The organism is Luteimonas sp. TWI662, assembly GCF_039673825.1.
Lineage (GTDB): Bacteria > Pseudomonadota > Gammaproteobacteria > Xanthomonadales > Xanthomonadaceae > Luteimonas.
Genome location: NZ_JBDJMI010000001.1, coordinates 34479 through 49285, shown reverse-complemented (window position 1 = coordinate 49285; position 14807 = coordinate 34479). Strand labels below are relative to the sequence as shown.

The 14807-nt window shown below is 71.4% G+C and carries 12 protein-coding genes; 5 read left to right on the top strand and 7 right to left on the bottom strand.

Annotation, left to right across the window (positions count from 1 at the left end):
- Positions 1-40 precede the first annotated feature (40 nt).
- On the top strand, positions 41-1252 hold the full coding sequence (fabV, locus tag ABE488_RS00225) for an enoyl-ACP reductase FabV (RefSeq protein WP_346446552.1): 1212 nt from the start codon (positions 41-43) through the stop codon (positions 1250-1252).
- A 60-nt stretch (positions 1253-1312) separates the two neighbouring features.
- Here the strand turns inward: fabV and ABE488_RS00220 are convergent, their stop codons facing one another.
- From ABE488_RS00220 to ABE488_RS00210, 3 genes are all read right to left on the bottom strand, one after another.
- The gene (locus tag ABE488_RS00220; protein ID WP_183426085.1) at positions 1313-1528 is read right to left on the bottom strand and encodes a hypothetical protein; all 216 of its coding nucleotides are present in this window, start codon (positions 1526-1528) and stop codon (positions 1313-1315) included.
- A gap of 1 nt (position 1529) precedes the next feature.
- The gene (locus tag ABE488_RS00215; protein ID WP_346446971.1) at positions 1530-2096 is read right to left on the bottom strand and encodes a TlpA disulfide reductase family protein; all 567 of its coding nucleotides are present in this window, start codon (positions 2094-2096) and stop codon (positions 1530-1532) included.
- A 190-nt stretch (positions 2097-2286) separates the two neighbouring features.
- Entirely contained in the window at positions 2287-2763 is a 477-nt protein-coding gene (locus ABE488_RS00210) for a hypothetical protein (RefSeq protein ID WP_346446551.1), read from the bottom strand.
- A 273-nt stretch (positions 2764-3036) separates the two neighbouring features.
- Between ABE488_RS00210 and ABE488_RS00205 the strand changes: the two genes are divergently transcribed.
- Positions 3037-5601 carry a methyl-accepting chemotaxis protein gene (locus ABE488_RS00205; protein ID WP_346446549.1) on the top strand — a complete coding sequence of 855 codons (2565 nt, stop codon included), beginning with the start codon at positions 3037-3039 and terminating at the stop codon, positions 5599-5601.
- A 41-nt stretch (positions 5602-5642) separates the two neighbouring features.
- A complete protein-coding gene (locus ABE488_RS00200; protein ID WP_346446547.1) occupies positions 5643-6269 on the top strand; it encodes an alpha-ketoglutarate-dependent dioxygenase AlkB in 627 nt (208 codons plus the stop codon).
- On the opposite strand, the gene ABE488_RS00195 is transcribed toward ABE488_RS00200, so the two are convergent.
- Positions 6266-8812: a penicillin acylase family protein gene (locus tag ABE488_RS00195; RefSeq protein ID WP_346446546.1), complete on the bottom strand. Its 2547-nt coding sequence runs from the start codon at positions 8810-8812 to the stop codon at positions 6266-6268. The two genes, ABE488_RS00200 and ABE488_RS00195, sit on opposite strands and share 4 nt — an antisense overlap.
- 84 nt (positions 8813-8896) lie before the next feature.
- A complete protein-coding gene (locus ABE488_RS00190; protein WP_346446544.1) occupies positions 8897-10273 on the bottom strand; it encodes an Hsp70 family protein in 1377 nt (458 codons plus the stop codon).
- Positions 10274-10411: 138 nt separating this feature from the next.
- Between ABE488_RS00190 and bfr the strand changes: the two genes are divergently transcribed.
- Complete coding sequence (gene bfr / locus ABE488_RS00185) at positions 10412-10909, top strand: bacterioferritin (protein ID WP_183426082.1); 498 nt, start codon at positions 10412-10414, stop codon at positions 10907-10909.
- A 30-nt stretch (positions 10910-10939) separates the two neighbouring features.
- On the opposite strand, the gene ABE488_RS00180 is transcribed toward bfr, so the two are convergent.
- Complete coding sequence (locus ABE488_RS00180; protein WP_346446542.1) at positions 10940-11590, bottom strand: thiopurine S-methyltransferase; 651 nt, start codon at positions 11588-11590, stop codon at positions 10940-10942.
- Between the two features lie 46 nt (positions 11591-11636).
- Positions 11637-13880 (bottom strand): DNA topoisomerase IV subunit A, encoded by a 2244-nt coding sequence (gene parC / locus ABE488_RS00175; RefSeq protein WP_346446540.1) that lies wholly within the window; start codon positions 13878-13880, stop codon positions 11637-11639.
- Positions 13881-14010: 130 nt separating this feature from the next.
- On the opposite strand from parC, the gene ABE488_RS00170 reads away from it, so the two are divergent.
- Positions 14011-14784: a Crp/Fnr family transcriptional regulator gene (locus ABE488_RS00170; protein ID WP_346443985.1), complete on the top strand. Its 774-nt coding sequence runs from the start codon at positions 14011-14013 to the stop codon at positions 14782-14784.
- Positions 14785-14807: the final 23 nt, after the last annotated feature.

Below are 14807 nucleotides of genomic sequence, written 5' to 3'. Positions count from 1 at the left end.
TTAAACTGGCGTCCGATTTCCACGACAACCGGGCAGCACAGTGATCATCCATCCCAAGGTCCGCGGCTTCATCTGCACCACCACGCACCCCACCGGATGCGCCCACAACGTGCGCGACCAGATCGAGGCCACGCGCGCGCGGGGCGTGCGCAACGACGGCCCGAAGAAGGTGCTGGTGATCGGTGCGTCGAGCGGCTACGGGCTGGCGGCGCGCATCAGTGCGGCCTTCGGCTTCGGCGCCGACACGCTCGGCGTGTTCTTCGAGAAGCCGGGCACCGAGAAAAAGCCCGGCACCGCCGGTTGGTACAACGCCGCGGCGTTCGACAAGGCCGCCAAGCAAGCCGGTCTCTACAGCCGTTCGATCAATGGCGACGCATTCTCCGACGCCGCGCGCGAACAGGCGATCGCGTTGATCCGCGACGAAATGGGCGGGCAGGTGGACCTGGTGATCTATTCGCTCGCCTCGCCGGTGCGCAAGCTGCCCGACACCGGCGAGCTCAAGCGCTCGGCGCTCAAGCCGATCGGCGAGGCCTACACCTCGACCGCGATCGACACCAACAAGGACCAGGTGGTCCAGGCGACCGTCGAGCCGGCGACCGAGCAGGAGATCGAGGACACCGTGACCGTCATGGGCGGTCAGGACTGGCAGCTGTGGATCGATGCGCTGCGCGACGCCGGGGTGCTCGCCGACGGCGCGAAGACCGTCGCCTTCAGCTACATCGGCACCGAGATCACCTGGCCGATCTACTGGCACGGTGCGCTGGGTCGGGCCAAGGCCGACCTCGACGCGACCGCGCGCCGGCTCGATGCGCAGCTCAAGTCGACCGGCGGCAGCGCCAACGTCGCCGTGCTCAAGTCGGTGGTCACCCAGGCCAGCGCCGCGATCCCGGTGTTGCCGCTGTACATCGCGATCGTCTTCAAGGTCATGAAGGCACTTGGCCTGCACGAGGGCACCCTCGACCAACTCGACCGGCTGTTCCGGGAGCGCATGTACCGCGCCGACGGCGCGACGGCCGAGCTCGACGAGGCGCATCGCCTGCGTCTGGACGACTGGGAGTTGCGCGATGACGTGCAGGCGCAGTGCAAGGCGCTGTGGCCCCAGGTCACGACCGAGAACCTGACCGCGCTGACCGATTACGCCGGCTACAAGCACGAGTTCCTGAAGCTGTTCGGCTTCGAGCGCGACGATGTCGATTACGACGCGGACGTCGATCCGGTGGTCGATTTCGACGTGATCGAACTGCGCGACTGAGTCCGCGCGACCGCGGCGCGTGCCCGGGCCGGCACTGGCCGGCACCGGGCATGTCCGCACTCAGCCGCAGCAGTAGCACTGCAGCGGCTGGCCGGGCCCGCCGGGCCCCAGCTGTCCGCCGAACGGCGCACATTCCTGCGCGCAGGCCCACGCGCTGCACGAGGCCTCGCGGTCCTCGCCGTCGTCGGCCATTGCCTGCATCGCACCGAAGCCCATGCAGCCCACGAACAGGGCAGCAGCCGCGGCGTTGCGCATCGTCTTCCAATACCGTGTCATGTCATCGCTCCTCGACAGTGGCCAGGGCTGGCGACGCATCCCTGCGTTGCAGCGCGGCCAGAAGGTCCTGCATCCGCTCCTTGGTATCGAAGGTGCCCACGCGCGCGTAACGCACCCTGCCGTCGCGATCGAGCGCGAGCAGCGCGGGCACGTTGCGCGCGCGGAACAGCATCACGTGGCGCCGGTCGGTCAGCGTGGTCACCGCAAACGGCAGGCGATGGGTGTCCGCATAGGCGCGCGCCTGCGCCGGCGTGCAGTGGCACACGCCCAGTACCTCGACGTTTGGCCCGTGCGCCTCGGCGATGCGCCGCGCGGCCTCGGCCACGCGCGGCAGCGAGCGCCGCGAGTAGGGGCAGGTCGGGGTGAAGAAGTACAGCACCTGGAACGCGCCGGACGGCGCGCCGAGCACGTGCGCGGCACCGTCGAGCGTGGTCGCCGGGACCTGCGGCACGTACATGCCCAGGTACGGCTCGATGGTGCGGGTGACGAACCAGCGCCGTTCCTCGCGCAGTTCTCGGTTCTGCCAGGCAAGCACTGCCACCAGCGCGCAGGCGCCCAGCAGGCCCAACCAGATCCATGGCATGCGACGCGGCATGCGAGCGTCTCCTGCGTCCGACATCCCTCGGACCCTGCGCACGCATGGGCCCGGGGTCAATCGCCGGGCGGCCGATTCGCCGTCGAAGCGGTGGAATTGCCCAGGCAGTCACAGTTCCAATGCAATGGCGTTGGCGACCGGGCCCGGCGGGTGCGGCAGTGCATCACGGACCTGGCGGCGCATCCAGTGGCGGCGTGCCGTCCGGTCGTCCGCGGCAGCCGGGCGTGTCGCCCTCGTGCGTATCGCAGGGCCGGTCGAGGGTGACCTGCTGCGACGCGTCGATCGCACGAAGCAGCCTGCGGCAGGCCCACAGGTTCTTCAGCGGCAGGACGAGCCCCGACTCGAACGGGCGCAGCACGAGGGTGATCAAGAGCACGGGCCCCCGGCCGAGCGTGCGGGCCTGAGGATCGATGGCCCGGCACAGCCGGTGCACGCGCACGGTGCGCCGCAGGACTGGCGGCACGGTGAGCAGGGTCAGCAGCACCGCGATCCGGAGGCCGTCGTCGTTCCAGTGGGTGGCGGCGAACGCGCACATGCCCGCGAACCAGGCGACGTGCAGGGCATAGGCACGCAACAACGCGCGGCGCGCCGAGCGCAGTGACTGCGCCGTGTCCTCAGTGGCCGTGATCGTCCTTGTCATCGCATGCCGCGGGCCAGCGTCGCCGTATCGGGGGGACGGTCCCGTCCCCATCCGATCCTACGCGACCCTTGGCGGCAGAGGACGCACACGGCCGCGCAAGCGATGCGCTTGCAGTGCGGGCATCACGGCATGCGTTCCGGTCATCGCGCTGTAGCGCCGCGGCGGTAGAACACACGGGTCCGCCAGGACCGTGCGGCCATCGTCCGCGTCGTGGCGCTCAAGTTCCTGGCGACCAAGCCGATATCGATGCGTCACTCTGCCTGGAAGACGCGCATGTCGGTCGCCACGTTTCCGTCCCCGTCGCCGCAAAGCTCGCAGGCCTTCGCGGCCGTCCGCCAACGCCTGTCTCGGATCGTCGCGCCGGGCTGGCTGCAGCCGCTCACGCGCGCCACGCTGGCGACGAAGATCAAGGCCAGCCTGCTGGTCTGCGGCTTCGGCCTGCTGGTTGTGGCGTTCGCCTACTGGCGCGCGGGCCTGGGCGTGGAGCGTGCCGGCGCGATGTTCGCACACCACCAAGCGCAGGCGGTGCTGGCCGGCACGCTGGCCGGCCAGGTCTCGGAGGCGCGGCGGCTGCAGACTGCCTACGCGCACAGCCTGGACGCGGCCGACCGGACGCGATTGCAGGCGGCCCAGGCGCAGCTGTCGGCAACGCTGGCCGCGCTGCGGCCGTCGGAGACCCGCGCGCAGGCGTCCCCGGCGCTGGACGCGGTGGCGACGCGGGTCGCGGATTTTGGCACCGGCATTGCCTCGCTCAATGCGCGCGTGGACGAGATGGGCGCGGGCGCGCACGGGTTGCGCGGGCGGTTGGCGTCGGCCGCCGCTGCGGTCACCGCCGACGTCGATGCCCTGGGCGACCCGGTCGTGTCGGGGCATCTGCAGCGCATGCGGCTGCACGAGCTGCGTTTCCTGCTGACCGGCGAGCCCGCGCAGGCCGATCGGGCCAGCGAGGGCAAGCTGGACTTCGACCTGGCGCTCGCGGCCACGCGCGCCGGCGATGCGACGCAGGCGGCGGTGCGGGCGCGGATGGACGACTACCAGGCCGCGCTGCTGGCCTACGTCGCGGCGCGCGTGGGCCTGGACATCGAGGCGCAGTCGCTCGAGGACGTCGCGGCCGGGATTGCGCCGGCACTCGATGCGCTGCATGCCGAACGCTCGGCGGCGCTGGCGGGCGCGCGTGCGCGCCAGCAGGCGCAGGGCCGCGGAATGGACGCGTTCTTCGCGGCGACGCTGCTGCTGGTCGCGATCGCGTTGATCGCCACGCTGCTGGCGGTCCTGCGCGCGGTCCGGCGTCCGATCGAGGACACGCTGCGCTTCGCGCAGGCCATCGCCGACGATCGGCTCGACGCCACGCTCGCGGTGCGCAATCCTCACGACGAGCTCGGCCGCCTGGCCGGGATGCTGGTGCACATGCAGCAACGCCTGCGCACGCGCATCGAGGGCGAGCGCGCGATCGCGCGCGAGAACGCGCGAATCCGCCAGGCGCTCGACAGCGCCCAGTCGGGCCTGATGCTGCTCGACCACGACGGCCACGTCGCCTACGCCAACCGCGCGCTGCGCGGTGTGCTCGGCGCAGGCGCCGCCGGGCTCGATGGGGGCGACGCGGCCGCGCTGCATCCCGACTTTGCCCAGGTCCAACGCCGGCTGCGTGCCGGCGAGCGCGCATTCGAACACGAGGCCGACCACGCGGGCATCCGCTACTCGTGGGCGGTCGCCGCGGTCGCGGTCGATGGCCAGCGCATCGGCGCGACCGTCGAGTGGCGCAGCCGCGCCTTGGAAACGATGGTCGAGCAGGAGATCGCGGCACTTGTGGAGGCGGCGGCGCATGGCGAGTTGCACGGGCGGATTGCGCTGCACGGCAAGGACGGCTTCGTGCGCACGCTCTCGACCGGCATCAACCGGCTGCTCGATACCTTCCAGCACAACCTGTCGGCGCTGCAGGGGGTGTTGGCCGCGCTGTCGCAGGGCGACCTGTCGGCGCGCATGGACGGGGATTTCCACGGCGTGTTCGCTCGCATGCGCGATGACGCCAATGCCACGGTCGCCCAGCTCACCGGCATCGTCGCACGCATTCAGGACGCCTCGGTCGCGATCGGGCGTGCGGCCGACGAGATCGCGGCCGGCAACGCCGATCTTTCGCGCAGCACCGCCCAGCAGGCGGTCGAGCTGGAGGCGACCGCCGCATCGATGGCCGCGTTCGCCGATGCGGTGCGCCAGAACGCAGAACACACGCGGCAGGCCGACGCGCTGGTCGTCGATGCGGCCGCGGTGGCATCGCGCGGCGGCGAGGCGGTCGGCCGGGTGGTGGCGACGATGGCCGACATCGAGCGCGCCTCGCGCCGGATCGCCGACATCCTGTCGGTCATCGACGCGATCGCATTCCAGACCAACATTCTTGCGCTCAACGCCGCGGTCGAGGCGGCGCGGGCGGGCGAGCAGGGCCGGGGCTTCGCCGTCGTCGCCACCGAGGTGCGGATGCTGGCCAAGCGCAGCGCCGAGGCCGCGCGCGAGATCAAGGGGCTGATCGATGACGCTGGCGCGAAGGTCGCCGACGGCGCCGCGCTGGCGGGCCGCGCGGGCGGGACGATGAGCGAGATCGTCGCCTCGGTCCAGGGCGTGACCGCGATCATGACCGGGATTCGCGCCGCCTCGCAGGCCCAGGCCGACGGCATCGACCAGATCGATCGAACCGTCGCCGGCATGGAGACCGCCACCCGGCGCAACGCGGGGCGGGTCGAGGACGCCACCGCGGCGGCCTCGCGCATGCATGCGCAGGCGGCCCGGTTGACCGCCAGCGTCGCGGCCTTCCGCATCGACGCGGCCTCTGTGCCGGCGGCCTGAGGCCGGTTGCCCGGCGCATCGGACGGCCCCATCTCGGGGCCATGGACCTGTTTCCCCCCGCCGGCCCGCAGCGCCTCGTCGACGACGCCGAGGGCGGCATCCGCTACTGGGCCGATGCGGTCGATCCGACGACGGCCGCCGCGTGGTTCGAGGCGCTGCGCGACGGGGCGCACTGGGAGACCCAGCATCGGTCGATGTACGACCGCGTGGTCGCGGTCCCGCGGTTGTTGGCGTCCTACCGGCTCGATGCGCTGCCGCCGGCGTTGCCGTTGCCCGAGATGTGCCGTCTTGTGCAGCGGTTGGTGCCTGCGCCGTACACCGCAGTCGGGCTCAATCTCTACCGCGACGGCCGCGACAGCGTGGCCATGCATCACGACAAGCTGCACACGCTGGTCCCCGGTCAGCCGATCGCGTTGCTGTCGCTGGGCGGTGCGCGGCGGATGTCGATCCGCGCGAAGAATGGGCGCGGCAAGGCGATCGCGATCGAACTCGCGCCCGGCAGCGTGCTGGCGATGAGCCATGCCTCACAGTTGACCCACGAGCACGGGATCGCGAAGACGGCGCGCCCGGTCGGCCCGCGGATCAGTGCGGTGTTGCGCGCGCGCCCGGCCGCGAAGATGGCCGCCGGGCGCTATGGCACCCATTGGCAGGGCGCGCTGGGCCGCTAGTCGCTGCGTGCCGCGCGGTGTGCGGGTTGCAGCTGCAGCATGTGCGTGGCCGGGCCCGGCAGCAACGGCGTGGGCCGACCTTGAGCCCAGTCGTCGTGGCCGGCGCCCCAGAACGGCGAGAGCGGGTGACCGCTCTGGCCGCCGGGCATGTGCGCGATGCCATCGAGCTCGTGTCCGGGGGCGACCACCATGCGCTGTGAGGCGCCGAACGCAGGCATCTGGACGCGCGGCATGGTGCCGTCGCCGGGCAGTGGCTGCGCCGGCATGCACAGCGCGCGCCTGCCCACCAGCGGGATGGCGGCTGCGAGCGGGTGACAGATCGCGGTGGTGTTGTATTCGCCCCAGGTCCGTTGCGCCAAGGGCCCCTCAGCCTGCAGCGTGTCGCGGACCTCGCGCGCGGCGTCTTCCAGCAACGCGGTCCAGCCGTCGACGATCGGCGCGCAGCGCCCATGCTGGGTCTGCGGCGTGCAGGCGAACCGGCGCGGCAGCAGGTGGTCGGGGCGCTGGCTCACCAGCGGCCAGACCACGCCTTCGAAATTCGGCGGGTCCGGCCAGGCGAGCGCGTCGCCGGCCGTTGCACGCGCGGGGGCGAGCAGGCCATCGGCGATGCGCGCATGCACCGCGAGCCGCCATGCGCGGACGATGCGATAGCCGACCGAATCGACCGCCGCATGGCCGCGCCAGTCTGCGGCGGCGTCGGCGAGTGCGTGCAGTGCAGTGGCGTCGGCGCCGGCCGCGTCGGCCGCCTGGACGAGCAGGGCATGCCAATGCGACAGCAGCAGCGCGCGGTCGTCGAGCTGGATCGCGAGCAGGTCGCGTTCGGCCAAGCGCGCGCGGGCGTTGAGCCCTTGGCGGATCTGCCAGGCGCGGATGCCCAGCGCGGCACCGCCGTCGCCGACCCGGGCGAAGTCGGCACCGTCGACGACACGGCTGTTCGCGGTCCACAGCCGGGTCGCGTCAGGGGAGCGGACGCGCGGCGACGCATCGGTGGCGATCGGCCACGGTGCACAGATGTTGCCAGCGTCGCCTGCGGTACCGTCGAGATCCTGGGAACGGGAGACCGTCGCGCCATCGCAGCCGGGCGCACGCACCGGGACCGGTCCGAGCAGGCGCCAGGCGACCGCGCCGTGCAGATCGCCGATCACCAGGTTCTGGGTCGGGGTCGCGGTGCGGTCGGCGATCGCGAGTGCGTCATCGAGATCGCGCGCATGGGCGAAGTCCGCGAGTCCGAAGTTCAGGGCCCCGGGCAGGTGCGCGGTCCAGCGCAGCGCCAGCGCGCTGCCGTCGGCCTCGCGGTGGACCACCGGGCCCCAGTCGCTGTCCTCGACCATCAGTACATCGGAGGCGTGCCCGGCGATGGCGATGGTCTCGGCATGGCGCCGCAGCGGCGTGCAGCCGGGGCCCTGCGGGGCGTCGGTCGCGCAGGGCACGATGCGCTGCCAGTCCAGCGTATCGATGTAGCTGTTGGTGAAGCCCCAGGCGATGTGGCCATTGCTGCCGACGATGACCGCGGGCAGGCCCGGCAGCGTGAAACCGGTGATGTCGACTCGGCCGCCGGGTGCGCGGGCGTCGGGGTAGCGCAGCCGGGCGCGGAACCACAGGTTGGGCGCGCGCAGGCCCAGGTGCATGTCGTCGGCGACCAGTGCGCGCCCGTCCGCGGTCAATGCACCGCCGACTGCGAAGTTGTTGCTTCCCACGGCGAGATCGGCCGCCGCAGGTGGCCTGCCACCGTCCCTCTCCCACACGGCGGTGGGCCTGGGGGCAGCCCACGCCATTGCCGCTGGCGGCCCGTCCTCGTTGCCCGCATACCCCGCGTCCAACCGGCGCAGGTCCACCGCGTCGGCATCCGGCAATGCCGCATCGCCGCGCGCTGCGCCCGCCAGCGGCGCGTCCCAGCGGCTGCCGTCGTAGGCCACGAGCGCGAATAGCGCGGGCGGCAGGTGCGGCTGCAGGCGGTGCATGGCCAGTTCGCGGACGTTGCCGGCGTCCTGCAGGTCGAAGTACATCGAGAAGCCGACCAGGGCCGAGTCGGCCGGCGTCCAGGGCGCCGGTTGCTGGCGCAGCAGCAGATATGGCCAGGGCCGGGCCCGCAATGCGGCCAGCCCGGCGTTCGCCCCTTCGGTGTAGGCGCGCAGTTGCGGCATGCGCTCGCCGGCGACCTCCGCCAGCGAGGCATCGACGCGGGCGCGCATGCGGTGCAGGCGATGGCGGCGATCGGTGTCGAGCGCCCGCTCGCCGAACAGCGCCGACAGCTCGCCCGCGGGCAGGCGCCGCATCAGATCCATCTCGAAATAACGCTCCTGGGCGTGCACCCAGCCCAGCGCGCGCAGCGCGTCGGTCTCGCTGTCCGCAGTGATCGTCACCGTCCCCAACGCATCGCGCTGGATGGTCGCCGAGGCCTCGAGCCCGGGCAGCGTTCGCGTGCCCGCCAGCTCGGGCAGGCTGCCGCGCAGTTGCCACCACAGCATCGCCGCGATCGCCAGTGCGACGACTGCCAGTGCGAGCAGCGCCCGCACGCTCCAAGCGCGCCACCGGTTGCGCATTGCCGAGCTCCCCCCGTCGCGGCCGCCTGCCGCCGCCCGATTGTTTCAGGTTCCGCGCGTGAGGGGGCGGGCGCGCCGCGGCGCTCAGCCCGCGGCGCTGGGCGCGCGATAGGCGTGTTCGGCCAGCCCCGAGACCACGCCCAGCGACGGATCGCCGCGGACGACCCGGGCCTGCGGGAACCGTGCCCGCGCAGCGGCCTGCACATAGGGGGCGCCGGACATGCCGCCGGTCAGGAACAGGCTGTCGGGCGGCTGCGGCAGGTCGGCACGGACTTGGTCGAGCAGTCCCCCGATCTGGTCGAGAAAGCGGGCGGCGGCGGCCTCGAGATCGGCGCGGCCGGCGTCCACCGACAGGCCCGGCTCGATGAAGTCGAGCGGCTGCACGGCCGTGGCGTCATCGCTGAGCCGGACCTTCATGGTCTCGATCCCGCGGTAGAGCCGGGTGGTACCGCCCTCGTCCTGCAGCGCCTGCAGACGCGCGCCGTACGGCGCCACGACGTCGCGGTAGTCGTGGCGATGGAATTCGCGCTGGCGCGGCAGGTCCTGCACGGTGGCGGCCTCGACGAAATGGTGCACCGGCGTGCGCGTGACGCCTTTGCCGAACAGCGGCATCGCGCGGGCCAGGCTCAGCGCGATATCGACATCGGTGCCGCCATGGGCGATGCCCCAGGCCCGATGCACCTGCGGCGGAGCATCGCCGCCGATGCTCGCCAGCGCGATGTCGGTGGTGCCGCCGCCGATATCGACGACCAGGGTGGTCTGGCGCTGCGGGCTGATCGCGTGGTGATGCAGCGCGGCCGCGGCCGGTTCTTCGAGGAAGTGCACGGTGTCGAAACCGGCGATGCCCGCCGCCTCGCGCAGGATCGCCAGCGCCTGTTCCCCGCCGGCCTCGCCCATCGAACTGCGGAAGCGCACCGGACGGCCCAGCGTCGCCTCGCGCACCACGGTGCCCAGCTGACGGCTCGCAGTGAGCCGGATGTGCTCGAGGATGTGCGCGGCGATGCCGGCGATGGTGGTGCGGGCGCGCGGATGCAGATTGAAACCGAGCATCGACTTGGGTGACTGCACCAGGTTGCCGGTGCCGTCCTCGAGGTAGCGTTCGATCGCCTCCTCGCCGAACACCGCGTCCTGCAGGTCGGCGACCGAGGTCTGCGCCTCGCGCATCTGCTGTTCCATCCACTGCCGGCGCACGATGCGCACCGCGTCGCCGCGCAACTGCGATTCGCCGCGCGCCGCGGTGCCGGCGCGGGTCTGCGCGGCCTTGAGGTCGCGCATGATCTCGGCGACCTGCGCCTCCATCGCGTCGGTCAGCGCGAAGTCGGCCGCGTCGGGCACGGCGCGCGGGAAGTACACCGCGGTGCGGAACTGCGCCTGCCCGCCGAAGCGGATGTGTTCGAGGCGGTCGCCGATGCGTGCGGCGGCGGCCGAATAGCTGGTGCCGAAATCGATGCCGATCTTCATCTTCGCGTCCGCGGGAGCCGAAGGGGCGGGGAGTCTACGTGGCTGTCCCTGAGAATGCGAAATGCATGCATTTGCATCCGATCATCGTCGCGGACGACTGGGCATACTGCGCCCATTCCCGGACCTGCGAGCCCCCCGATGAAAGGCCATCCCGAAGTCGTCGACTACCTGAAGTTCCTGTTGCGCGGCGAGCTTGCCGCACGCGACCAGTACTTCATCCATTCGCGCCGCTACGAAGACCTGGGCCTGCACCAGCTCTATGCGCGGATCAACCATGAAATGGAAGAGGAGACCCAGCACGCCGATGCGCTGCTGCGTCGCATCCTGTTCCTGGAGGGCGATCCGGACATGCGCCCGGAGGCGTTCGAGCCTGGTCGCACGGTCGAGGAGATGCTGCGCAAGGACCTCGCGCTCGAGTACGCCGTGCGCGACCACCTCGCCCAGGGCATCGCGCTGTGCGAGCGCCATGGCGACTTCGTCAGCCGCCAGGTACTGGTGACCCAGCTCTCCGACACCGAGGAAGACCACACGTACTGGCTGGAGAAGCAACTGCGCCTGATCGAGATGATCGGCCTGCAGAACTACCAGCAAAGCCGCATGGGCGAGGCGGAAGGCACCCACGCCGGCGTGGGCTGAAGCCCTGCGGGGCGCGCGCCGTGCCGGGCGTCAGTCGCGGCGCGCGACCTGCCAGACCTCGGTCGACAGCGTGCTGGTGCCGAAATCCGGTTCGCTGGCGAGGATGTCGCGATGCTCGACCAGGTCCACGCGCCAATCGGCATCGAGCAGCGCATGCACCGCATCGGCGTCGACCGAGAAGGGGGGGCCGGCTTTCTCATGCTGCGGGTACGTCAGCGTGACCAGCAGCCCGCGGCACCCGGCCGGCAACCGGTGCCACGCGGTCGCGGCATAGGTCGCACGCAGCTCCGGCGGCAGCGCGATCAGCGCCGCCCGGTCGTACACCGCCGCGCAATCGGCCAGGATGGCCGCATCGAGTGCGAATGCATCGCCGACGATCAACTCGAACGGGCCGGCGACATAGTGCCGGCCGGCTGCGGTGTCGTGGACCTGCGGGGTTCGCCCGCACGCGTCGAAGAACGCACGCACGGCCAGTTCCGAGAGCTCGACCCCGAGCACGCGATGGCCCTGCTCGGCCAGCCACACCATGTCCAGCGACTTGCCGCACAACGGCACGAACACGCGGGCGCCGGCCGGCAGTTGCAGGGCCGGCCAGTGCGCGACCAGCAGCGGCAAGGGGGCGTCGCGGTGGAAGCCGATGCGCCGCGTGCGCCAGCGCTCGTGCCAGAACTCCGGATGCATGCCGATCTCCGAGAAAAATCGACGGCAGGGGCGACGGCGCAGGCCGTCACTCCACCGACAGGCCCTCGACCTTCTGCCAACCGCGCGGCAGCAGGCCGCCGCGGCTGGCACGCGCGCCGATGTAGGCGTCGAGGTCCTTGAAGGCCAGGGTCATCGTGCGCGCGCCCGACTGCACCAGCAATGCGCCGCCCGGCGACACCACGGCCAGCGCCACGACCTGCTCGGTGCCGCGCTTGGCCTTGGGGATCTCGATGATCTTGTTGCCTTTGCCCTTGTCGAGTTCCGGCAACTCGGCGACCGGGAACGCCAGCAGGTGGCCGGCGCTGGTGACCACCACCAGCCGATCGGCCTGGGCATCGCGGACCGCCGCCGGCTGCAGCACGGCGGCGCCGGGCGAGAGCGAGAGCATCGCCTTGCCGGCCTTGTTGCGGCCGGTGAGGTTCTCGAACCGGGTCACGAAGCCGTAGCCGTGCGAAGACGCGACGACGAAGCGGCTGTCGTTGTCGCCGGAGGCGAGGGTCTGGAACGCCGCGCCTGCGGCCGGCGAGAAGCGGCCGGTCAGCGGCTCGCCATTACCGCGCGCCGACGGCAGCGAATGGGCGATCGTCGAATAGCTGCGACCGTTCGAGTCGAGGAAGGCGACCTGCTGCGTGCTGCGTCCGCGTGCGAACGCCAGCAGGCGGTCGCCATCGCGGTACGACAGCCCCGCCGGGTCGACATCGTGCCCCTTGGCGGCGCGCACCCAGCCCTTCTCGCTGACCACGATCGTCACCGGCTCGCTGGGCACCAGGTCGGTCTCGGCCAGCGCCTGCGCACTGCCGCGCACGACCAGCGGCGAGCGGCGGGCGTCGCCGAACTTCTTGGCGTCGGCCAGCAACTCGTCCTTGATCAGTTTGCGCAGCTTGGCCTTGCTGGCGAGCGTGGCGATCAGGCGATCGCGCTCGGCCTCGAGCTCGGCCTGCTCGCCGCGGATCTTCATCTCTTCCAGCCGCGCCAACTGGCGCAGGCGGGTCTCGAGGATGTAATCGACCTGCTCGTCACTCAGGTCGAAGCGCGCCTGCAGCACTGCACGCGGTTCGTCCTCGGTGCGGATGATGCGGATCACCTCGTCGAGATTCAGGAACGCGATCAACAGACCGTCGAGCAGGTGCAGGCGGCGCTCGACCTTTTCCAGCCGATGGGTCAGCCGGCGGGTGACGGTGTCGGTGCGGAACTGCAGCCATTCGCTCAGCAGCGCCTTGAGGTGCTTGACCTGCGGCTTGCCGTCCAGACCGATGACGTTGAGGTTGACCCGGTAGCTCTTCTCCAGGTCCGTGGTCGCGAACAGATGCCCCATCAACTGCTCGGCGTCGACCCGGTTCGAACGCGGCACCAGAACCACGCGTACCGGGTTGGCGTGGTCGGACTCGTCGCGGATGTCCTCCAGCCACGGCAGCTTCTTGGCGCGCATCTGGGCTGCGATCTGCTCGATCACCTTCGACGGCGAGACCTGGTAGGGCAGGGCGGTGATGACGATGTTCGCGTGTTCCTTGTCGAACGTCGCGCGGGCACGCACGCTGCCGTGGCCGGTCTCGTACATCTGCAGCAGGTCGGACGCCGGGGTGATGATCTCGGCGCTGGTCGGGTAGTCGGGCCCGCGCACGTGCTCGCACAGGTCGCGCACGCTGGCGTCGGGATCGTCGATCAGGCGCACGCAGGCGCTGACGATCTCGCCCAGGTTGTGCGGCGGCACGTCGGTGGCCATGCCGACCGCGATGCCGGTGGTGCCGTTGAGCAGCAGGTGCGGCAGCCGCGCCGGCAGCCACGAGGGCTCCTCGAGCGTGCCGTCGAAGTTGTCGGTCCAGTCGACCGTGCCGTGGCCGAGCTCGGAGAGCAGCATCTCGGCGATCGGGGTGAGCTTGGACTCGGTGTAGCGCATCGCCGCGAACGACTTGGGGTCGTCGCTGGAGCCGAAGTTGCCTTGGCCGTCGATCAAGGGGTAGCGGTAGGAGAACGGCTGGGCCATCAGCACCAGCGCCTCGTAGCAGGCGCTGTCGCCGTGCGGGTGGTACTTGCCGATCACGTCGCCGACGGTGCGTGCGGATTTCTTGGGTTTGGCGGCCGCGCCCAGGCCCAGCTCGCTCATCGCGTAGACGATGCGGCGCTGGACCGGCTTGAGGCCGTCGCCGATGAACGGCAGCGCACGGTCGAGCACCACGTACATCGAGTAGTCGAGGTAGGCGCGCTCGGCGAACTCGCGCAGCGGCAGCTGCTCGAAGCCATGGAAGGCGGGGCGGACGGACTCGGTCATCGGGACTGCGGCTGCGGGGGAGCCGGCGATTCTAGCGGGTGCCGGTCGCAGGGGACGAGCCGCCGGCCGAGGCCGGGCCGATGGGGCGCGGGTGCGGGAATCGCGCTCGGTCGCGCTATCATGCTGTCCCATGGATACCAAGCTGCGCGCGCGCGGAGTCTCCGACCCCGCCTCCTCTGGCGCCCGCCATCCGCTGTCGGGCGCGCCCCGGCGTGCTTCCCACTCGGGCTGCGAGGCCTGCCTGAGCCGGCATCTGGCGGTCTGCGCCGCACTGCCCGCCTCCGAGACCCATGCCCTGGAGGCTGCCGTCGGCGAGGTCGTGCTGCCGGCCGGCGCCACGCTGGTCCACGAGGGCGGTCCGCGCCGGGACGTCTACACCGTGACCCGCGGCATGCTGCGCCGGGTGCGGCTGCTGCCCGACGGCCGCCGCTTGGTCGCCGGCTTTCTGATGGAAGGCGATTTCATCGGCTTCAGCAGCGCGGCGCACTACAAGCACACGATCGAGGCGATCAACGAGTGCGTGCTGTGCGTATTCCCGATGCAGAACATGCGCCGGCTGTGCGAGCGCTATCCCGAGCTCGAGGCCGGCATGCTCGCGCAGGCCTGCACCGAGCTCGACGCCACCCGGGCCAGCCTGATGCTGCTGGGCCGGCTCGGCCCGAGCGAACGGCTGGCGGGCTTCCTGGTCGACATGGCCGAGCGCCAGCAGCGCCGCGGTGGCCGCGTCGATCGCGTCGATCTGCCGATGACCCGTGCCGATATCGCCGACCATCTCGGGCTGACGATCGAGACCGTCAGCCGCAGCTTCACCAAGCTGCGCCAGGCCGGTGCGCTCGCCTTCGACGACCCTCGCCGCATCGACCTCGTCGACCTGGCGACGCTGCGCACCACCGCAGGGCTGTAACGGTCCGCAGCTGCCCGACCGGG

Coding starts and splice junctions, on each gene's coding strand:
- parC (WP_346446540.1), bottom strand. CDS start 13,880: ATGACCGAGTCCGTCCGCCCCGCCTTCCATGGCTTCGAGCAGCTGCCG.
- ABE488_RS00205 (WP_346446549.1), top strand. CDS start 3,037: ATGTCGGTCGCCACGTTTCCGTCCCCGTCGCCGCAAAGCTCGCAGGCC.
- ABE488_RS00180 (WP_346446542.1), bottom strand. CDS start 11,590: ATGCATCCGGAGTTCTGGCACGAGCGCTGGCGCACGCGGCGCATCGGC.
- ABE488_RS00195 (WP_346446546.1), bottom strand. CDS start 8,812: ATGCGCAACCGGTGGCGCGCTTGGAGCGTGCGGGCGCTGCTCGCACTG.
- ABE488_RS00170 (WP_346443985.1), top strand. CDS start 14,011: ATGGATACCAAGCTGCGCGCGCGCGGAGTCTCCGACCCCGCCTCCTCT.
- bfr (WP_183426082.1), top strand. CDS start 10,412: ATGAAAGGCCATCCCGAAGTCGTCGACTACCTGAAGTTCCTGTTGCGC.
- ABE488_RS00190 (WP_346446544.1), bottom strand. CDS start 10,273: ATGAAGATCGGCATCGATTTCGGCACCAGCTATTCGGCCGCCGCCGCA.
- ABE488_RS00210 (WP_346446551.1), bottom strand. CDS start 2,763: ATGACAAGGACGATCACGGCCACTGAGGACACGGCGCAGTCACTGCGC.
- ABE488_RS00220 (WP_183426085.1), bottom strand. CDS start 1,528: ATGACACGGTATTGGAAGACGATGCGCAACGCCGCGGCTGCTGCCCTG.
- ABE488_RS00200 (WP_346446547.1), top strand. CDS start 5,643: ATGGACCTGTTTCCCCCCGCCGGCCCGCAGCGCCTCGTCGACGACGCC.